This window comes from Pontibacter amylolyticus (assembly GCF_014638845.1).
GTDB classification, from domain to species: Bacteria; Bacteroidota; Bacteroidia; order Cytophagales; family Hymenobacteraceae; genus Pontibacter; species Pontibacter amylolyticus.
Genome location: NZ_BMFP01000009.1, coordinates 50,164 through 70,144, shown reverse-complemented (window position 1 = coordinate 70,144; position 19,981 = coordinate 50,164). Strand labels below are relative to the sequence as shown.

General features: G+C 51.0%; 17 protein-coding genes. 11 read left to right on the top strand and 6 right to left on the bottom strand.

Annotated features, from left to right (window positions below; genetic code table 11):
* The first annotated feature begins 13 nt into the window (after positions 1-13).
* Together mtaB and IEV97_RS18795 are read left to right on the top strand one after the other, a co-directional pair.
* A complete protein-coding gene (mtaB, locus tag IEV97_RS18800) occupies positions 14-1,333 on the top strand; it encodes a tRNA (N(6)-L-threonylcarbamoyladenosine(37)-C(2))-methylthiotransferase MtaB (RefSeq protein WP_188503034.1) in 1,320 nt (439 codons plus the stop codon).
* Positions 1,334-1,406: 73 nt separating this feature from the next.
* Positions 1,407-2,048, top strand: a complete 642-nt coding sequence (locus tag IEV97_RS18795; protein ID WP_229734036.1) for an OmpH/Skp family outer membrane protein — start codon at positions 1,407-1,409, stop codon at positions 2,046-2,048.
* Between the two features lie 65 nt (positions 2,049-2,113).
* Here IEV97_RS18795 and IEV97_RS18790 read toward each other — a convergent pair whose 3' ends face one another.
* Entirely contained in the window at positions 2,114-2,500 is a 387-nt protein-coding gene (locus tag IEV97_RS18790) for a DUF6678 family protein (protein WP_188503033.1), read from the bottom strand.
* 3 nt (positions 2,501-2,503) lie between these two features.
* Positions 2,504-3,751, bottom strand: coding sequence for an ABC transporter permease (locus tag IEV97_RS18785; RefSeq protein ID WP_188503032.1), 1,248 nt, complete (start codon positions 3,749-3,751; stop codon positions 2,504-2,506).
* A gap of 129 nt (positions 3,752-3,880) precedes the next feature.
* Between IEV97_RS18785 and IEV97_RS18780 the strand changes: the two genes are divergently transcribed.
* Positions 3,881-5,149, top strand: coding sequence for an asparagine synthetase B (locus IEV97_RS18780; protein ID WP_188503031.1), 1,269 nt, complete (start codon positions 3,881-3,883; stop codon positions 5,147-5,149).
* Positions 5,150-5,244: 95 nt separating this feature from the next.
* Here IEV97_RS18780 and IEV97_RS18775 read toward each other — a convergent pair whose 3' ends face one another.
* The 4 genes from IEV97_RS18775 to lpxK form a co-directional block, all read right to left on the bottom strand.
* Entirely contained in the window at positions 5,245-7,497 is a 2,253-nt protein-coding gene (locus IEV97_RS18775; protein ID WP_188503030.1) for a T9SS type A sorting domain-containing protein, read from the bottom strand.
* A 147-nt stretch (positions 7,498-7,644) separates the two neighbouring features.
* A complete protein-coding gene (locus IEV97_RS18770; protein WP_116542620.1) occupies positions 7,645-8,250 on the bottom strand; it encodes a MiaE family protein in 606 nt (201 codons plus the stop codon).
* A gap of 14 nt (positions 8,251-8,264) precedes the next feature.
* Positions 8,265-10,148 (bottom strand): putative porin, encoded by a 1,884-nt coding sequence (locus IEV97_RS18765; protein ID WP_188503029.1) that lies wholly within the window; start codon positions 10,146-10,148, stop codon positions 8,265-8,267.
* 66 nt (positions 10,149-10,214) lie between these two features.
* The gene (gene lpxK / locus IEV97_RS18760) at positions 10,215-11,288 is read right to left on the bottom strand and encodes a tetraacyldisaccharide 4'-kinase (protein WP_188503028.1); all 1,074 of its coding nucleotides are present in this window, start codon (positions 11,286-11,288) and stop codon (positions 10,215-10,217) included.
* A 120-nt stretch (positions 11,289-11,408) separates the two neighbouring features.
* Between lpxK and IEV97_RS18755 the strand changes: the two genes are divergently transcribed.
* The 8 genes from IEV97_RS18755 to IEV97_RS18720 all read left to right on the top strand — a co-directional run bounded on the left by IEV97_RS18755 (position 11,409) and on the right by IEV97_RS18720 (position 19,981).
* Positions 11,409-11,867 (top strand): hypothetical protein, encoded by a 459-nt coding sequence (locus tag IEV97_RS18755; protein WP_188503027.1) that lies wholly within the window; start codon positions 11,409-11,411, stop codon positions 11,865-11,867.
* A 55-nt stretch (positions 11,868-11,922) separates the two neighbouring features.
* Entirely contained in the window at positions 11,923-13,029 is a 1,107-nt protein-coding gene (locus tag IEV97_RS18750) for a Nif3-like dinuclear metal center hexameric protein (protein ID WP_188503026.1), read from the top strand.
* Positions 13,030-13,037: 8 nt separating this feature from the next.
* Entirely contained in the window at positions 13,038-13,769 is a 732-nt protein-coding gene (locus IEV97_RS18745; RefSeq protein ID WP_188503025.1) for a zinc ribbon domain-containing protein, read from the top strand.
* A 47-nt stretch (positions 13,770-13,816) separates the two neighbouring features.
* The gene (locus IEV97_RS18740) at positions 13,817-15,295 is read left to right on the top strand and encodes a tetratricopeptide repeat protein (protein WP_229734035.1); all 1,479 of its coding nucleotides are present in this window, start codon (positions 13,817-13,819) and stop codon (positions 15,293-15,295) included.
* 4 nt (positions 15,296-15,299) lie between these two features.
* Entirely contained in the window at positions 15,300-16,589 is a 1,290-nt protein-coding gene (locus IEV97_RS18735; RefSeq protein WP_188503024.1) for an anthranilate synthase component I family protein, read from the top strand.
* Positions 16,590-16,678: 89 nt separating this feature from the next.
* Positions 16,679-18,118: a tRNA (N6-isopentenyl adenosine(37)-C2)-methylthiotransferase MiaB gene (gene miaB / locus IEV97_RS18730; protein WP_188503023.1), complete on the top strand. Its 1,440-nt coding sequence runs from the start codon at positions 16,679-16,681 to the stop codon at positions 18,116-18,118.
* Between the two features lie 80 nt (positions 18,119-18,198).
* The gene (locus tag IEV97_RS18725; protein WP_188503022.1) at positions 18,199-19,473 is read left to right on the top strand and encodes a sigma-54 interaction domain-containing protein; all 1,275 of its coding nucleotides are present in this window, start codon (positions 18,199-18,201) and stop codon (positions 19,471-19,473) included.
* A complete protein-coding gene (locus tag IEV97_RS18720) occupies positions 19,457-19,981 on the top strand; it encodes an LptE family protein (RefSeq protein WP_229734034.1) in 525 nt (174 codons plus the stop codon). Before IEV97_RS18725 ends, IEV97_RS18720 begins: the two co-directional genes overlap by 17 nt.

Sequence of the window (19,981 nt, the reverse complement as noted above, 5' to 3'; positions counted from 1 at the left end):
TTGCACCCTTATTATGAAAAAGGTAGCATTTTATACACTGGGCTGTAAGCTCAACTACTCTGAAACCAGCACGATCGGGAGAATATTCCAGGAGCGCGGGTTCGAGAAGGTGGAGTTTACCGATACGCCCGACATTTACGTGATCAACACCTGCTCTGTCACCGACAACGCAGATAAGAAATGCCGTAAGATTGTGAAGGAGGCGCAGAAGTACTCCCCAAACGCTTTTATAACGATTGTGGGCTGCTATGCCCAGCTCAAACCGAAAGAGATCAGTGAGATTCCGGGTGTCGATGCAGTGCTCGGTGCCGCTGAGAAGTTCCAGTTAGTGGACATCCTGGAAACCTTCGAGAAAAAAGAGCAGCCACAGGTATACGCCAGCGCCATCAGCGAGGCCAACACCTTCCATAACTCCTACTCCTTTGGCGACCGCACCCGCACTTTCCTGAAGGTGCAGGACGGCTGCGACTACTCCTGTACTTTCTGCACCATTCCCTTAGCCCGTGGCAACAGCCGCTCCGATAGCATCGCCAACGTGGTGCGCTCAGCCAATGAAATTGCTGAATCCGGAGTAAAGGAGATTGTGCTGACGGGCGTGAACACCGGTGACTTTGGTTTGCAGGAAGGTGAGCGCGTAGAGTCTTTCTTCGGGCTGGTGCAGGAACTGGATAAAGTGGCAGGTATAGACCGTTTCCGGATCTCTTCGATCGAGCCTAACCTGCTGAAGGATGAGATCATTGAGTTTGTGAGCCAGAGCAAGCGCTTCATGCCACACTTCCATGTGCCCCTGCAGTCAGGCTCTAACAAGATCCTGAAGCTGATGCGCCGCCGCTACCTGCGCGAGCTGTACGCTGACCGTGTCGCCACGATCAAGTCGCTGATGCCGCACTGCTGCATTGGTGTGGATGTGATCGTAGGTTTTCCAGGCGAGACAGAAGAAGATTTCCTGGAGACTTATAATTTTATTAACGGCCTTGATGTGAGCTACCTGCATGTGTTCCCCTACTCGGAACGCGAAAACACCATGGCACCCGATATGCCGGGCAAGGTGAGCATCAAAGACCGCAACCGGAGGGCCGATATGCTGCGCATCCTTTCTGAAAAGAAAAAGCGCTATTTCTACGAGCAAAATATTGGCCGTGAGTTTACGGTACTGTTTGAGGATGATGTGAAAGATGGCGTTATGGAGGGCTGGACGGAGAATTATGTGCGTGTAGCGGCCAAATACGACCCTGTGCTGGTCAACGAGACAAAGCACGTGCGGCTAACCGGTATCAACGAACAGGGCCTGATGGAGGCCGAAGAAACTTATATAGAGGTACTGAAACATTAAAAATTCTGAATTTTTAAAAATTAGCCCTATATTTTCAGTCTGAAACAATCAATAACAGTTTAATTAACTACTTGTGAACCTATCTAGAATCGTTTTGGGAGTCGCTTTGGGCGCTCTAGTGACTGCTTGTAACACAGATCAAAAACCTCAGGCAACGGGCACTGCCACTACTTCGGCATCCAGCACAGACACCCTGGCTACCGCTGGCACAACTGACATTGTGTTCATTAACTCAGACTCACTGCTGACCAAGTATGAGTATTTCAAAGACGCTCGTACGCGTTTCCAGTCCAAAACGCAGAAGGCAGAGAAAGATCTGCAGTCCAAGGCAGCCGCTTTCGAGAAAGATGTGCAGAACTACCAGCGTAACGGCGGTGGCATGACCGTGGAGCAGCGTGCCTCAACAGAGCAGAAACTGGCACAGCGCCAGCAGCAGCTGCAGCAGCAGAGCCAGAATACCGGTAACCAACTCGCTAACGAAGAAGCAGAAGAGATGAAAAAGATCTACGACCGCGTAGAGGCATACCTGCAGAAGCTGAGCCAGGAAAGAGGCTACAAAATGGTGCTGACCTACTCAAGAGGCCAGAGCGCTATTTTGTACGGCGACAACTCACTGGATATAACAGAAGAGGTGCTGACTGGTTTGAACAACGAGTACGACCAGGAGAAAGCAGCGGCCAAGACAACTGACACGGCTGCTACCAAAAAGAAATAACCTGACAAACAGGTATAGTAAAAGAAAAGGCGGACTCTTTAGTCCGCCTTTTTTATTTCATCCACTTACTGCAGTAGCTGATACCCCGTTATCCGAAACACCTCTCCATCCATTGCATACGGTATACTATACCTATCCAGCACCTTTTGTATCAAATCCGTATAGTCTTCCTGCAGCGTGGGCGCCAGTAGACCGGCACCAATTTCTTTTAGTGCCTTTATCTCCAGCCACTCAATGTTTTTCAAACCCGTCTGCTCCAGTTGTTCCCACCAGATGGGTGAAAAGCCAACCGGCTCCTGATCGTCCTGCAGGTATTTGATGCGCACATTCAGCTCAATCAGCGACAGCTCGCACATGGCCCCAATCAGCTCCTGCCACTTCGTCTGATTCAAGAGCGGCACCAGTCGTTTCTCTTCTAGGAGGCGCATCAGAACGTCGTTAGGTTCGGCCATTGGCTATTCGTAACGGAGCGATTCAATCGGGTCGAGTTTAGAGGCACGGCGTGCAGGGTAAAATCCCGAAAGCACTCCCACCACAACGCAGATCGTTAAGCCGACAAACACCCAGATCCAAGGTACGATGAACCCGCCCTCTCCAATTAGCGAGGCAATGCCGTTGCCCATCAGGATGCCTAGGAAAATGCCTACTATACCTCCCAGAATACAAATCACAATCGCTTCAATCAGAAATTGCTGCTGAATCTGCTGAGCGGTTGCTCCCAGCGCCTTGCGGATACCGATCTCACGCGTACGCTCGTTCACAGACACCATCATGATGTTCATCAATCCCACTGAGGCACCCAGCAGGGTGATAAAGCCGATCACGAATCCGCCCACTTTCAGGTAACCGGAAATCTCGTTCAGGCTCTGGATCAGGGAGTCGCTTCTTCTGATCTCAAAGGATTCATCCTGCCCCAATCTGTCCTGACGCACGTTGCGCATCACCCCGGTCGCTTCGCCCATCACATAGGTGAGTTCTTCGGGTCTGGAGATGGAGGTCTTAATATTATAAGTCAAAGTGCCGGTACCTGCCTGCGGAATCTGGCGGCCCGTTTCGAGCGGAATCAGGATCATGCGGTCACCGCCGCTGCCTCCCATGCTGCTGCCGCGCTTCTCCAGTTCACCCACAATCTTGAAACGGCGTCCTAAAAAAGTTATGTATTGGTTGATTGGGTCTGTTTTTGGGAAAAGCTTGGCAGAAATCTCTTTGCCAATAATGGCGACATTCGAACCAAACTCCAGTTCATAGTTCGAAAAAGAACGACCGCGCTCCAGGTTCAGGTTCTGGCCACTCAGGTAGAATTCGTCGCCGCCTATTACGTTTATGTTCGGGTTCGTTTTGTCTGTGGCGCTCTTCACAACTGTGGCACCTGACACATTTGCCGAAATACCGACCTGCGCCTTTGCTCCCATCAGTTCTTTGTACTTAACAGCCTGGTCGTAGGTAATATTCGGGTATACCTTTTCCGTTCTGCTCTGTCCGCCGCTGCCATTGCCGCTGTTGAACTTCTTGCGGATATCAAAGGAGTTGGCCCCCAGGCTCGAAAAGGTCTGGTTCAGGGAATGCTTCATGCCGTCTACTGCCGTGAGGATACCGACCAGCGACATAATGCCGATCGAGATGATCAGGCCCGTCAGGATAGTGCGGAGCAGATTGTTTTTGATGGCTCGAATACTTTCCCGTATATTTTCGAACAGGTCCATAGGTTGGGTCTTATATGCGAAACGTTCCCCCTTGCGTTAAGTATAAGAAGGAACCTCTGGTTTCTAATTGACCTCTAATATCTGAAAAAAGAACCAATTTCAATACATTTGTTACCATATGTTAAGCCCATGAAGTCATTTCGCCTTATACTACTGCTTGCCGCATACCTGGTGCTCCCTTTCCAGGCGTTCAGCTCCACGGTGCTGATACCGATGGACGAAACGCAGAAAGACCACCTGAAATCGTATGGGGCAGCTTACTGGGTACTTTCGAAAAGCGTGTCGGTTGACTGGCTGCTGAACTTCAGGGGCGGAAGTTTCGCTTTTCAGCATTCGCCGCAGCTCGAAAATGAGTTGGTAGTTCGGGGCATCAGCTACCAGGTGATCTCTGATGCGCAATACAACACCATCCTCACCCAGATCAGCGATCCGGAGGCGAACATGGACGTGATGAAACTGGAGAAGGTGCCGAAGATAGCCGTCTATACCCCAAAGTCTAAAATGCCCTGGGACGATGCCGTGACGCTGGTACTGACCTATGCTGAGATTCCTTACGATAAGGTATACGACGAGGAGATTATACGCGGCGACCTGCCAAAGTACGATTGGTTACACCTTCACCACGAAGACTTTACGGGGCAATACGGCAAGTTTTACTCGAGCTACCGCCACTATCCCTGGTACCAGGAGCAGCAACGCGAATCAGAAGCCTCTGCCAAATCGCTCGGCTTCAACAAAGTGTCCGAACTGAAAGGCGCCGTGGCGCGTACTATCCGCGACTTCTGCGCCGGTGGCGGATTCCTGTTTGCCATGTGCTCGGCCACCGATACCTACGATATTGCGCTGGCAGCTGAAGGGATAGATTTTATAGAGGCAATGTATGACGGAGACGGTGCCGATCCCAATGCGCAAAGCAAGCTGGACTTTGGTAAAACCTTTGCCTTCAAAGATTTCTCATTGGTGCGTAACCCGCTGGAATACGAGTATTCCAACATTGATATGCAGCCACAGGAGCGCGGCCTGACGGAACCAAACGATTTTTTCCAGCTCTTCACCTTCTCAGCCAAATGGGACCCGATCCCTACAATGCTCACACAGAACCACGCCAAAACTATTAAAGGATTCATGGGCCAGACTACAGCTTTCCGCAAAAGCCTGGTGAAGCCGGAAGTGGTGGTAATGGGTGAGAACAAAGAAGTAGGTGAGATCCGCTACATGCACGGCACCTTCGCCCGTGGCACCTGGACCTTTTATGGCGGCCATGACCCGGAAGACTACCAGCACCTGGTGGGCGAAGATCCGACCGACCTGGCCCTCCACCCCAACTCCCCCGGCTACCGACTTATCCTGAACAACATCCTGTTCCCGGCAGCTAAGAAGAAAAAGCAGAAGACGTGATATAAGAAAACATAAGCCCCTACCTGCGCTGGCGGCAATATGCTTGCACAGGTAGGGGCTTATGTTACTATAAATTTTAATTTAGATCATCAGTTCTAAGGATTAATAATAACTTTTCTGGTCCATACCTGGTTGTCTGATACAATTCTGAGCACATAATAGCCGTGAGGAAGCTTATTAAGTTGAATCGGTATCTTAGATACTTGGCGGTAGTTGCTCTCTATTAACCTGGCACCAGTTCCTACCTCCTGAAGCGTGACTTGTGCCGTGCTCAGTGCTTCAGGCAATTCCACCTGCAAAACTCCTCTGTTCCTGGCTGGATTAGGATAAATCAGGATGTCTTCAGATGAAAAGTCCGCTGTAATTTTAGAGGATGGAGTTTTTGCGGCAACTGCTCCACGGCACGGACCTCTGTAATTCCAATCACCTTTTGCTTGACTACTATGCGATGGGTTGCTCCCAGTTGATGAGCGTTGCGCTTCATAGGCGTTTCCATTCAATGTCGCAAGTGCTCCGGCAACATATGCAAAGTCTGGGCGCCAGTCTGGAAGTTCACAGCTGTTCCTGTTCCCACCTCCGTAACCGTTTACGACTGTAATACTGATAGGATCTGAGGCATATGTTTCTCCTTGATGATTTACTGCTACGGCGTATACTTCATACGCCCCTTCTCTTATACCTTTCCAATGGAATGTATAAGGAGCGTTGCTGGTAGAACCCAATAGCTTATTGCCCTGATAGTAGGCAATCTTTTGAATAGAGGTATTGTCAGGCATGTCTAGTGCTACTGCAAGATCCACAGCAGCGCCAGCTTTAAAATAAGTGCCACTTGTCGGAGATACTAAATTAACTGCTACAATCGGAGAAACGACTGGTATATATCCACTGATAGAGTATTCCCCTAGTGAACCATATTTTGAATAAGCGCCATAGACGGAGGTTCCGCCTTCAATTGAAAGAAAATACCGGCCCGATTGAAGTTCCTCTTCAATAGTGACATAAGGCTGCCCCACGTCATGTACCCTTATCACCTGGCCGCTCTCACTCCGCAGTACAAGCAAAGGGTTTAGATTAGAATATTCCCCAGTTGGCTGTACGCGCAGATTAACTAAACCACCGGTGGTTTCAAATGAAAATACATCTATATCATTTGAAGTGCTGATGTTCCCTACATTTGAGGCCGGCAAGACCACCCCTGCCCCATCAGTCTCTAAAACAGAAGACGCTTTAGGATGGTCGCCATGATCATCCGTTCGATACCCGAAACCATTGCGTGTGGCAATTATAGCCAGATCATCCTCTGTGTTATTGGCAAATGGATAATCCCCCTTACTCCATTGAGCAAACGGAATAAAGGCTGCTCCCATAATGGGTGCCCAACTTCCGTTTCCGTAGTAGTATTCTTCTGCCGGCGAAGTTCTTCCATCGTGCAACAAGTATAGCATGTGCCCAATCTCATGGGAAGCCGTATTCCCACCATTTACCACTCCTGTATTCCAGACGAAACTAGGTGTTTCTCCCCAAATACCGCCTCCAAAGGTAAAAGAGCCGATGTAAGCACGACCACCATCTCCAGGAGAAAAATAATTTGTCGGCGTGAATATGACTCTTCCACGTCTGTTGACAGGTGCCCGGTTGAATACCTCCTCACTAGTTGTGATGTTGACATCAAATGCGCTGAAGTCTGCACTGATCAGGGCCCACATAGCTTTTATCTCTAACTCGCTGTAGTACATGGGCATTGCATCAATGGGATTACCGCTATTGAACATATCGTTCCAAAGTGTGCCGTCTACATAATGCCCATCATAATCAAGCAGCACAACGGCTGTGGCTCCGGGCAGACTTTCGAGGCTTGGAACTTGCAGTGTAGCCGCGCCCATTGCATTATCGCTACGCCCTGACTCAGCCTCATGATGCTGCCTGTAGTCAACACAAAGCACTTTGTCAATAGGCTCTTCCTGCAGGTATACATCGCCGTTCAGCTCTGTCTTAAATCGGTAATAGCGTTTCTGATCAGGCATCATAATATCACCTGTCACCCGATTGTCTGATACTTTCAGGAAGAATTTACTATTAGGAGCATTGGCAACTTCCCCGTAATAGATCTCGCCGCTCCTTTCGCTTTTACTCTTGCGGATAGATAGAGCAATGGATTTGTTACCAGGTAGTTGATGGCGTACCTCAGGAGCGGTGGAACGCTGGGATTGTTTTACGTTTGCTTTGCTTTTGTAGAGTTGGGAAATCTCAGCAGCCTTTCCAACCCGGCTTTTACTTTGCGCTAAGCCTTGTTCCCTACTTAAGCATACAATAAGCAGAGCAAGTAAAATACAGTAAGCTTGTTTCATAATTAATTGATTTGAGAGGTTATACATAGATAAAGTATACTCTTCTCGAATCAATTAGTATGAACCAAATTATAATTAATTAAAATAAACGAAGTAGGCGGATGTAATTACATGGCCAAACATAGAAAGTTTCTGATGGACAGTAACTTAATGCATCCTGTCTGGGCGGGGTTCCAGGTTCCGGATGATCTCGGCTTCAATCTCGAGCAGTTCTTTCAGGCGGGCGTCCACCACATCAGCAGGCATGTACTCCTTTGCCAGTTTCACAAAGCTCACGTAGTGGCCGGCTTCTGAAACCATCAGTTCGTAGTAGAATTTCTGCAGGTCCTCGTCCTGTATGTTTTTCCAGAGTAATTTGAAGCGCTCGCAGCTGCGGGCTTCGATCAGGGCATTGACCAACAGGTGGTCCATCAGCTGTCTTTCGCGCAGGCCTCCTTTCCGGATGTGTTTGGTTAGTTCCACCACATACTCGTCAGGACGGTTGCGCCCCAGTCCCCAGCCACGCTTTTTCAATTCTGCCAGCACACGCTCGAAGTGGCTCCACTCCTCGGCTACCAGGTCCGTCATTTCTTCCACCAGACGTGTTTTGTCCGGGTATTTCACGATCAACGAAATACCTGAAGTCGCCGCTTTCTGCTCGCAGTAAGCGTGGTCTACCAGAATCTCTTCGATGTTTTTTTCGGCAATATTCACCCAACGTGGGTCTGTCGGGAGTTGCAGGCGCAGAATGGTTTTGGTGAATTGGGAAGACATAGGTAAAAAATCAATTAATCGAAGAACATCCACTTGATGCCGAACACAAAGCTCGTCCGCATACCCGGATAGTAGGGCGTGGTAAAGTAACCGGGCGCTGTCAGATCGGAAGCGATGTTCGACATCTTCAGAAACACGTTCAGGCTCTTGATATCCGCTGTGATGAACACATCCGCTATCGGGTAGGGCTCAATGGTAAAGCCATTCTGCAAATGGAATTGCTGCGTCACCGGCATGTAGGCATCGGCCATGTAACTTGTTGGTGTGTATACCTGTACTCCGAACTGTCCTATCAGCGCTCTTCTAAACAATGCCCCCTCAAAGTAAAGCTTGGAGTCGAAGAGCCACTCCGGTATGCGGATAACGGGGGCTTCGCTGGTATTGGTATAGGCAATAAAGTTTTCGAAGTGCATCTTGCCGAAACGAATGTGGTGCTGCAACTCAACCCCAAACACCTGCTGATTGTCTGCATACTGCGCAGGCACGGCAAGCGTATCGAAGTAAATGTGGCGCTTGATGTGGTTGAAGTGACCGGTCAGCCGCACAAACTGACGCTCGCCCAGCTTGCTGGCAAAGGTTGCCTCCAGGCGATCGGTTACCGAGTTGTTAAAATAGTTGATCCAGTCAAAGTGGTTACTGATCAAACGCTGCTCCACAAGAGAAGGTGAACGCAGGATACGGCTAACATGCCCCTGCAGAGGGCCTAGTTTGGCAGTAGCGCCAACTTTATAGTCGTTCGTCATCTGAAACTCCCCGTCAAAGGACAGCAGCGCCTGCTTGTACATGAGCCGGAACTCACCACCTACAAACAACTGGTTCAGGCTATTGCTTTCTTCTTTGTATAGCTCAGCAGTCGAACTCTGGTCTACTGTGCTTAGCACCCTATAATCCAATTTGGAGTTTCGGAACTTGGCGTAGGCTTTGTAAAAAGAGATTTTGTTGTTGCCCGTTACGCCCGCCACATTCTCCATTTCGCGGTAAGCGCTGCGGTCATCCGTTCGGTTAAGCCCCGAAAGCACGCGTGGGTAAAAAACAGGCGTACGTTCTTCATTTGCCTGTCTTGGAATAGCATCATCCTGAAAAATATTGTTTTGGCTGCCCCAGTCAAAGCTATGGAAGAGTTTCAGATTCTCGCCCGCCAGTTTGTACATGTGCAGCAGGTGGTAGTTGTTGCGGAGCTCGCGTGTGGATGCCTGGTTCAGGTTAGTAGTCGCCTGCTGAAAAAGAAAGCGGTTCGCCTCCTCATCTATTATACCTCCAAACTCGATCTGCTCATGGTTGAGATGGGTGAAATTGGCAAAAAGGTGGTATTTCTCGTCCTCTGAGCGGTAATGGGTAAAAGCCTTCACCGCCTGGCTGCTCAGGATGCCATCCCGATTGGTTAAACCAGGCCCGATCTGCCTGTTACCGGAAATGATCTGGTAAGCCACACCGGCATTCCAGCGCGGGGTGATGTTGCGGGCATGTGTAGCCTCGAAAATCTGCTCACCACGCTGTCCCTGAACATAATAGATATGGGAGTAGGGAGAACGCGTGTCATAATAGTTGATGCGGCGCGGGTCATAGGCGTAGCGGTCAAACACGTTTTTACCCAGGCGGGCGCCGATCTTGTTCGGTACTCTGAAAAGGATAGGTTTGGAAGCGGTGCCCACATTGCCCAGATGCTGAAAATAGGCCGTGTCCTGATACCAGAAACGTTCGTTTTGCATGTTGTTGATGCTGGTATCAATGCGCTGCAAGAGGTAGCGTCCTTCCAACACGTCGTTTTCAAACAACTGCAGGGTTGTTTTAGGACTGAAGAGCGCTTTCGTTGTGTCGTCAATGATCTGGGACTGCGCCTGCGCGGCACCAGCCAGACCCACCAGGAGCCATATTACTGCTAAGAGCTTACTTTTCACAAGCCAAAATTAGTGATTTTCGTGCAACCCGTATACGTACTGACAGGAAGTATCAGGTGCATTCGTTTAAATTTTATCCGTTTCAATAGATTTTGCCGCTTCATAAGAACGGAGGTGCTGCCTGATCAACGCATCAAACGCCTCCCCCTGCTGCAAAAAATATACCTCAATAGGCACATAAAAAATGGGCAACTGGCTGGTATGAGCTGCCAACGCCCTATCAGTTAACTTCACAGCATCTTTCCGGGTCGTGATGATGCTTAGACCTTGACCCTGCTCCTGCTCCAGTAAAACTTTCAGCTTCTCCAGATCGGCTAAGGTATAGCTGTAGTGATCCGCAAACGCCAGGTGCTGTACCACTTCGTAACCCTTATCAGTCAAGTGACGCAGCAGCGGTGCAGCATTGGCTATACCTGTCAGCAGCACCACCCGTTTCGTAAGCTCTTCTGCATTGCCTATACCTACCGGATTTCCATAACGAAATGCGCTGAAGAAAACCGGCGTGTCGGGTCGGCTATACCTGTGTACCTGCCTGGTAATGTCAGTTAATTGAGCTTGAGTCAAATCAGCCGGACACTTGGTCACGATGACGGCATCCGCCCGTCGGGCGCCCTGCCGTGGTTCCCGCAGCAAACCGGTTGGCAATACGTGATCTTTGTAAAACAGGCGTCCGTAGTCCGTCAACATCAGGTTCAGCGAAGGTCGGACAGGCCGGTGCTGCATGGCATCATCCAGGAGCACAACCTCCATGGCAGGTTGAATGTGAAGCAGCTGGGCTATACCTGCGGGTCTACTTTCGGATACGGCCACCAGTGCATCCGGAAAATCGCGATGGTACTGAAAAGGCTCGTCTCCCAGCGTTTCGGATGTCGCGCGTTCATCAGCCAGCACAAAACCCTTGCTTTTCCTCCGGTAGCCTCTGCTCAGCACGGCCGTTTTTTTATCGGTCATTAGCCGCAGCAGGTATTCGACATGCGGTGTTTTGCCAGTGCCCCCCACCGTCAGGTTGCCAACCGAGATAACAGGCAGATCAAATTGCTCGGATCGCAGCCAGCCTTTGTCGTAAAGCCAGTTCCGCAGCAGCATGATGGTGCTGTAGAGGATCGAAAAAGGCCATAAGAGGTAGCGCAAAACAGTCATAGGGGGCAGCTATTCCTTGCAAAGGTATAGAAATATGCGCAAAGCAGCGTTTGTACTTGGTTCTTATACATTGAATATACTATATTTAGTACCGACATTATCCGACCCAACCTCCTTCACATGAAAACGAACCGTACCATTGCCTGTATAGTGCTCTCGCTGTTGCTCGGTGCAGCGGCCTGCTCCCCCTGCGCCACGATGCGTTCTGACCCGCCGGCACCTGTCTCCTTCTACCTGGTGGATGCCTCTGGCAGCAGTCCGTTCAACAACCCCAGTGCCGGCATGCACCCCGACTCTATTCAACTGATACTGGATGGGGAACCCTTTAACTACCTGTTTACAGGCACCGACGAAAAGGTGAATAACCTGATCTTCGAAACCTATCCGGTTATGTATACCAAGTCGAGGGTGCGTATGCTGCTGCGCCTCAACAGCCAGAACACGGACACGCTCGACATTGCCTATACCGTGAGCCGGGGCAAGTGCTACACCGACTATACCTACTCCGCCTTTTACTTCAACGGCAAAGAGCTCAAACGCCAGCCGGATACAGGCTATCTGCAACTCCAGGTGCTTTAAATTTTCAGGGCTGTCCTGATCTTCGTAATTTGGTGTTTTCAAAAGCAGAAGCAGTATGAAAGAGAACACCACCATTGGCGACGTTATAAAGGTACTCGAGCAGTACGCTCCCATCCCCTACCAGGAAAGCTACGACAACTCCGGCCTGCAGACCGGCCATGCCAGCGACACTGTGATAGGCGTGCTGCTGACCCTGGACTGCACTGAAGCTGTTGTTGAAGAAGCCCTTGCCAAAGGCTGTAATCTAATCGTAGCGCATCACCCGGTCATCTTCAAAGGCCTCAAAAGCCTGACCGGTCGGAACTACGTGGAGCGCACCATCATTAAGGCCATCCAAAACAACATTGCCATCTACGCCTGTCACACCAACCTGGACAGTGTGCACAATGGAGTCAATGCCAAGATCGCGGAAAAGCTGAAGCTGCAGAACACCCGTTTGCTCACCTCCAAGCCGCACACGCTGATGCAGCTGGCTTTTTTTGTCCCTGTTGAAAATACGGACGAAGTGCTGGACGCCATTCATAAAGCCGGAGCCGGTCAGATCGGCGAGTACAGCGACTGTAGTTTCCAGGTACAGGGCACCGGCCGCTTCCTTCCCTCCGATAACGCGGCCCCGACCATAGGCAAGCCGGGCAAACCGGAGCAGGTACAGGAAAACCGGGTGGAAGTTATTTTCCCCGCCTTCAAACAGCAGCGCATCATGCAGGCCCTGCTGGAGGCGCATCCCTACGAAGAGGTTGCGCACTACCTGACCCTGCTCGAAAACGGCAACCAGGAAGTCGGCATCGGGATGATCGGGGAATTGGAGACACCTATGACAGAGCAGGATTTCCTGACCTACCTGAAGCAGCACATGCAACTGTCGGTAATTCGCTATACTCCCGTGGGAGACAAAAAAATCAAGCGGGTGGCGGTTTGCGGCGGATCGGGCAGCTTCCTGATCAAGGACGCGATCCGGCAGGGAGCAGACGCCTATGTGACGGCCGACGTGAAGTACCACGAGTTCTTCGACGCGGAAGGCAAGCTGCTCATTGCCGACATCGGGCACTATGAAAGTGAGGTATTCACAAAGGAGATTTTTTATGATACAATTTCCAAAAACTTTGCTAATTTTGCAGTCTATTTATCAGAAGTAAACACAAACCCTATCAGATACACCTAATTAACTACATGGAAAGTACGGTAGCCAGCAAATTAGAAGCACTGCTAAAGCTTCAGAGTATCGATTCGCAGCTTGACGAGATCAGACGAGTAAGAGGCGATTTGCCAGAAGAGGTTCAGGACCTCGAAGATGAAATTGAGGGCTATGAGGTAAGGGTTCGTAAGTTTGACGATGAAGTGGCCGCACTCAACGACAGCATTGCACAACGCAAGCAGTCCATCAAAGACGCCGAAGGTCTGATCCGCAAATACGAAGACCAGCAAACGAACGTCCGCAACAACCGCGAGTACGACGCCATCACCAAAGAAATCGAGCTACAGAAACTGGAGATCCAGATCGCAGAGAAAAAAATCAAAGAAGCCCACTACCAGATCGAGCAGAAGATCAATGAGATCGAAGGCACGAAAAACCGCCTGGAAGAGCGCCGCAAAGACCTTGACACCAAGAAGCACGAGCTTGACCAGATCGTAGCCGAGAGCGAAGAAGAGGAAAAGAACCTGGAGAAAGACCGCGAGTCAGCCGCCAGCCAAATCGAGGAGCGCCTTCTGACTGCTTATAACCGTATCCGCAAGAACGTACGCAACGGCCTGGCCGTGGTACTGGTGAAGCGTGATGCCTGCGGTGGTTGCTTTAACACAGTGCCTCCTCAGCGCCAGGCGGACATTGCCGCCCAGAAGAAAGTGATCGTATGCGAGCACTGTGGCCGTGTGATGGCGGGTGTTGAGCAGCGTATCTATTAAATAGTCACGTGTTGAGCGTTATGCGCTTGCATACATACTTGAAAAGGATGGCGTTCGCCCATCCTTTTTTTTTATGTCTATACCTGTTCTCCCCTATACCTGGAGTGGCCGCGTCCGTCTACAATCCCGCCGTGCGCCAGGCCTATGATGCCACGATCAGTTTGCGCATACCCGAAGGTCGCCGCCTGATCCAGCAGGAGCTCCTCATCAACCCTGACAATGCCGCCGCCCTCCTGGTCGCCAACCAGCAGGATTTTCTTACATGGGCGATTCAGCAGAACCCGGAGGTATATACAGGTATAATTGCGCGGCAGGAAAAACGACTGCAACAACTTAGCAGCCTGAAAGAAAATAATGTTTGGGTCAGTTACGCCCTGGCAGAGGTCCGACTGCAGATCGCTTTAAGTAAACTGCTGCAGGGCAATAAACTGAGCGCCGCCTGGGATCTGCGGCAAGCCTACCTACAGTACAGTGCCAATGCCCGTCTATACCCCGACTTTCTGCCGAACCGCAAAACGCTGGGCGCCCTGCAGGTACTCATCGGCTCGGTGCCCGACTCCTATCGCGTGCTGCTCAACATCATCGGGATGCAGGGCAGCATCGAGACAGGTATGGCCAACTTAAAAGCGGCTGCTACCAAAAGCAATCCCTTCCGAGACGAAGCGCAGCTACTGCAGGCGCTGCTGCAACACCTGGTTGATCCGGAGGCAAACGACGAAGCTGCCGAATCTGTCCTGAAGCTGAGCAGGCAGTCACCCGACAACCTCCTGTTCAGCTTTGCTGCGATTCATGTGCTTAAGAAGACCCGACAAAGTGAAGCCGCCTTACAGGTATACCAGCACAGGCCACAGCAGGCCGGCTACCTGGCCTTCCCCTATTTGCACCACATGGCGGCCGACCTATACCTGTACAAAGGGGACTTTGGCAACTCCGTCAAATCAAACCAGTTGTTTCTGGCACAGAACAAAGGTGATAACTACCTCAAAGCAGCCAATTACAAGCTATACCTGGCGCATTGGTTGGGTGGCCAGGCTCAACAGGCAGAGAAGCATCTGGCGCAAATTTCACTACTGGGCAGAACTGAAATGGAAGAGGACGCCTATGCCGCCCGTTTTGCGAAAGAACAGTCGCACCCAAACCGCTACCTGATGCTGGCCCGCTTACAATATGATGGTGGTTATTATGAGGATGCCATGAAAGCTATCTCGCAAATGCCGCTGAAACCGGAAACCAAAACTGCCGAGCGAGCCGAGTACTTTTACCGAAAGGCCCGCATCTACCATGGCATGCACAACCCGCCACAGGCTAAGCGCTATTATGTACAGGCCATTGAGGCAAGCCAGCACACGAACCTGTATTTTGCACCCTACGCAGCCCTGCAGTTAGGCTACATTTACCAGGACGAGCAGAAACCCGACACTGCCAGGCAATGGTATACCAAAGCCCTGGCTTACAAGGGGCATACCTATAAGAACAGCATAGACGGCAAAGCCAAGCTGGCACTCCAGACGCTTAAGAATCAGTAATCCCATGGCCTATACCTTCCACATACCTATACCTGATCTGCAGGATGACTTTCGCCTAAAGGCGCTGGCCTGGGCGCAGCAGTTTCCGCTGGTGGCCAGCTATACTTCTAATGATATACCTTATCCCTATGGCGGCTTTGATGAATTGATCGCCGTGTCGGGTGGGGAGCCTGTTAAATGGGAACAGGAAAATGCGTTTCAGGAAATTCAACACAAACTGGCCACACAACAGCAGCAACCCTGGTGCGGCTACCTGGGCTATGACCTCAAAAACCAAGTCGAGAAACTAAGCAGTCAGAATCGTGACGAAGTAGGATTCCCGGACATTTTCTTTTTTGAACCGGAGCTATACCTACACTTTCAGGAAAGCAGGGTAAGTATCTGCAGCAAAGAGGATAACATTCACAGCGTCCTATCCCAAATCCAGAAGACACCTATACCTGAAAACTTCAGCACACCGCCAATTCAACTTAAGCAAAGGGTAGGAAAAGAGGCTTACATCCGGAATGTGGAGCGGGTGCGGGACTACATCCGTGATGGGGAGGTATACGAACTGAACTACTGCATGGAGTTTTATGCCGAGGAGGTAAAGCTATCCCCTTTACCGCTATACCTGCAGCTCAACGCGCTTTCCCCCACTCCGTTCTCAGGCTTTCTGAAATATGGTGATCTATACCTGCTCTGCGCCTCACCGGAGCGTTTTCTCAAGAAAGAAGACCGAAAACTGATCTCCCAACCCATCAAGGGTACGATCCGACGCGGCGTAACGCCGGAGGAGGACCAACAGCTACGGCACCAACTGCGCCATGACGAGAAAGAGCTGGCCGAGAATATGATGATCGTGGACCTGGTGCGCAACGACCTGCGCCGCTCCTGCGCCACGGGCACCATTCAAGTCGAGGAAATGTTCGGCATTTACGGCTTCCGGCAGGTTTCACAGATGATCTCGACCATCACCGGAGAGCTGCGGCCTGAATGTGGTATAGCCGATGCGCTGAAGGGCGCTTTCCCGATGGGCAGCATGACGGGTGCCCCCAAGATCCGGGCGATGGAACTGATCGAGGAGCTTGAAGTAACCAAAAGAGGGCTTTACTCCGGCGCCTTCGGCTACCTGAAGCCGAACCAGGATTTTGATTTCAATGTTGTGATCCGAAGCCTGCAGTACAATGCGTCCACGGGCTACCTGTCCTTTATGGTGGGCAGCGCCATCACTTATGACTCTATACCTGAGCAGGAATACGAAGAGTGTCTGCTCAAAGCGCAAGGTATACGCAAAGCCCTGGGGCTGGAATAAGGCTTATATTTTGAGAATTCCTCTGCCATTCTGTCACGTTTTACAGCGGATTATAGTATATTTGCACCTCCTAAGAGATTTTTTGAAGCATGGATCCAATCGTTGATTTAGATTTTATAGATAACCGCACCCCTGAGCAGGCAACTGCCACGGCCTCCTGCGATACCAAAGTGACAGCGGAAACCAACACCGGCAAGTCCCGCAAACTCTACATCGAGAGCTACGGCTGCCAGATGAACTTTTCGGACAGCGAAATCGTGTCGTCGATCATGTTCGAGCAGGGCTTTGACACCACGGCGCATATCGAGCAGGCGGACGTGGTATTTCTGAATACCTGCTCTATACGAGAGAAGGCCGAAACTACTGTGCGTAACCGCCTGGGCCAGATCAACTACTTTAAGAAGAAGAAGCCCGAGATGGTGATCGGTATACTCGGCTGCATGGCCGAGCGCCTGAAAAAATCGCTTCTGGAAGAGGAAAAGATCGTGGACCTGGTGGTGGGCCCAGATGCTTACCGCGACCTGCCCAACCTGATCAGCGAAGTGGATGGCGGACAGAAAGCCGTGAACGTGCTGCTTTCCCGCGAGGAAACGTATGCCGACATCAACCCGATCCGCCTTAACAGCAACGGGGTGAGCGCCTTTATCTCGATCATGCGCGGCTGTGACAACATGTGCTCTTTCTGCGTGGTGCCCTTCACGCGCGGCCGTGAGCGTTCGCGCGATGCACACTCCATCGTGCGCGAAGCTGAGGCCCTGGTAGCACAGGGATACAAAGAAGTAACGCTATTGGGTCAGAACGTGGACTCCTACAATTGGGCTTCAGAAGACGGAACTGAAAGCGTGAACTTCGCCCAGCTGCTGGAAATGGTAGCGAAGCTCAGCCCGAACATGCGGGTGCGCTTCTCTACCTCACACCCCAAAGACATTACAGACGAGGTGTTGTACACGATGAAAAAGTACGACAACATCTGCAAATACATTCACCTGCCAGCGCAGAGTGGCAACTCCCGCGTGCTGGAACTGATGAACCGTACCTACGACCGCGCTTGGTACCTCAACCGCGTAGACGCCATCCGCTCCATTCTGGGCGAAGACTGCGGCATTTCTTCCGACATGATCGCAGGCTTCTGCTCCGAGACGGAGGAAGAGCACCAGGATACGCTTTCGCTCATGGACTACGTGCAGTACGACTACTCCTACATGTTCTTCTATTCGGAGCGCCCAGGCACCCTGGCCGCCCGCAAACTAGAGGACGATGTGCCCCTGGAAGTGAAGAAACGTCGTCTGGCCGAGATCATCGAAAAGCAGCGCGAATGCTCGCTTAACCGCAACAAGCGCGACGTGGGCCGCATGCACCGCGTGCTGGTAGAAGGCTTTTCCAAGAAATCGGATCAGCAGCTGAGCGGACGCAACGACCAGAACAAAGTGGTGATTTTCGATAAGAAGCATTACAAGAAAGGCGACTACGTGAACGTATTTGTCAACGACTGCTCCGTCGGCACCCTTTTCGGCGAAGCGGTGGATTAGATTTGGAAATTTGAAGATGTGAAAATCAATTTCGGATCATCTTCAAATCTCCACATTTCCAAATCTTCAAATCTTAAAATATGCGCAATATCGATATACAGAGCATAAAACAGCGCTTTGGCATTATTGGCAACTCACCCTTGCTTAACTACGCCATACAGGTGGCTGCCCAAGTGGCCCCGACCGAAATGACCGTGCTGATTACGGGTGAGAGCGGCAGCGGTAAGGAGTCATTTTCCAAGATCATACACCAACTCAGTCCGCGCAAGCACGGACAGTTCATCGCCATTAACTGCGGCGCTATACCGGAAGGCACTATCGACTCGGAGTTGTTCGGTCACGAAAAGGGTTCCTTTACAGGCGCCACGGACACCCGAAAAGGCTATTTTGAGGTGACGGACGGCGGCACGATCTTTCTTGATGAGATTGGTGAAATGCCACTCGCCACACAGGCCCGCCTGCTTCGCGTACTCGAAAACGGGGAGTTTATCAAAGTCGGCTCTTCCAAAGTGCAGAAGACGGATGTCCGGGTAGTGGCTGCCACCAACGTGAACCTGATCAATGCCGTGGAGAGAGGCCGTTTCCGGGAAGACCTGTATTACCGCCTGAACACGGTGCCGATCACGGTTCCACCTTTGCGTGAACGTGGCGAGGATATTTACCTGCTGTTCAGGAAGTTCGCCTCTGATTTTGCAGAGCGTTACCGCGTGAAGTCCATCACGCTGACGCCGGATGCGGTGGAGGAGCTTTTGAGTTTCCGTTTCCCGGGTAACATCCGTCAGTTGAAAAATATAGTGGAACAGATCTCGGTTCTGGAGTATGATCGTGAGCTCGACGCCAACAGGCTACGACATTACCTCCCGCGTGAGCAGGGTGGCAGTCAGGTGCCGGCACTGCTGGCTCGGGAGCATGGCGCGGACAACTCTTTCTCGGAGCGTGATCTGTTGTACAAAGTGCTCTTTGATATGCGGCGCGATGTTTCGGAGCTCAAAAAGCTGGTATTTGAACTGATGACACGGCAGCCCGGTGACAACGAATTGCTGAAGGAACACAGTCATTTGTTTGAGAACATTGAACAGGTGAATCATGCACGTCCTTATAAGAGTGCGGAGAAGCCGGAGCCTTACTACCTGCCTGTGCAGCAACCACGCGACGAAGAAGAGTATGAGGAGCGTGTAGAGGACATCTCGCATGAAACCGAGGAGGAAGGACTGTCGCTGGAGTCGATGGAGAAGGAGATGATCCTGAAAGCGCTTAAAAAGCACAACAACAAACGGAAATACGCGGCCAATGACCTGGGTATTTCGGAAAGAACGCTGTACCGCAAACTGAAGCAATATGATATCGAGAACTAAAAGCATATTTCCGAGCCTAACTGTGCTGGTAGCCCTGTGCTGCAACGCCTGCGGGGTCTATTCTTTTACAGGCACCTCCATCTCACCTGACATCAAGACCATCTCTATTCAGACGATCGAGAACACTGCTGGCGAAGGACCTTCTAACCTGTCGCAGGTGGTTACCAACAGTTTCAAAAACTATTACCAGCGCAACACCAACCTGACTGTTTTGCAGCGCGACGGCGATTTGCAATTAGAGGGACAGATCATTACTTTTACGCTGACGCCAAACGCGGTACAGCGTGACGGGAATATTGATCAGGCCACGCTTAACCGCCTCACCATGGGTATCCAGATTCGCTTCACGAATGCAAAGGACCCGGAAAAGGACTTTGATCAGCAGTTCACGATCACGGAGGAGTTCCCTCCGACCGTGGACATCACAAGCATTCCACCAGCGGCCATCGACCGCATGACAGATCGACTTGTGGCCGATGTGTTTAACAAGACGGTTGCCGACTGGTAG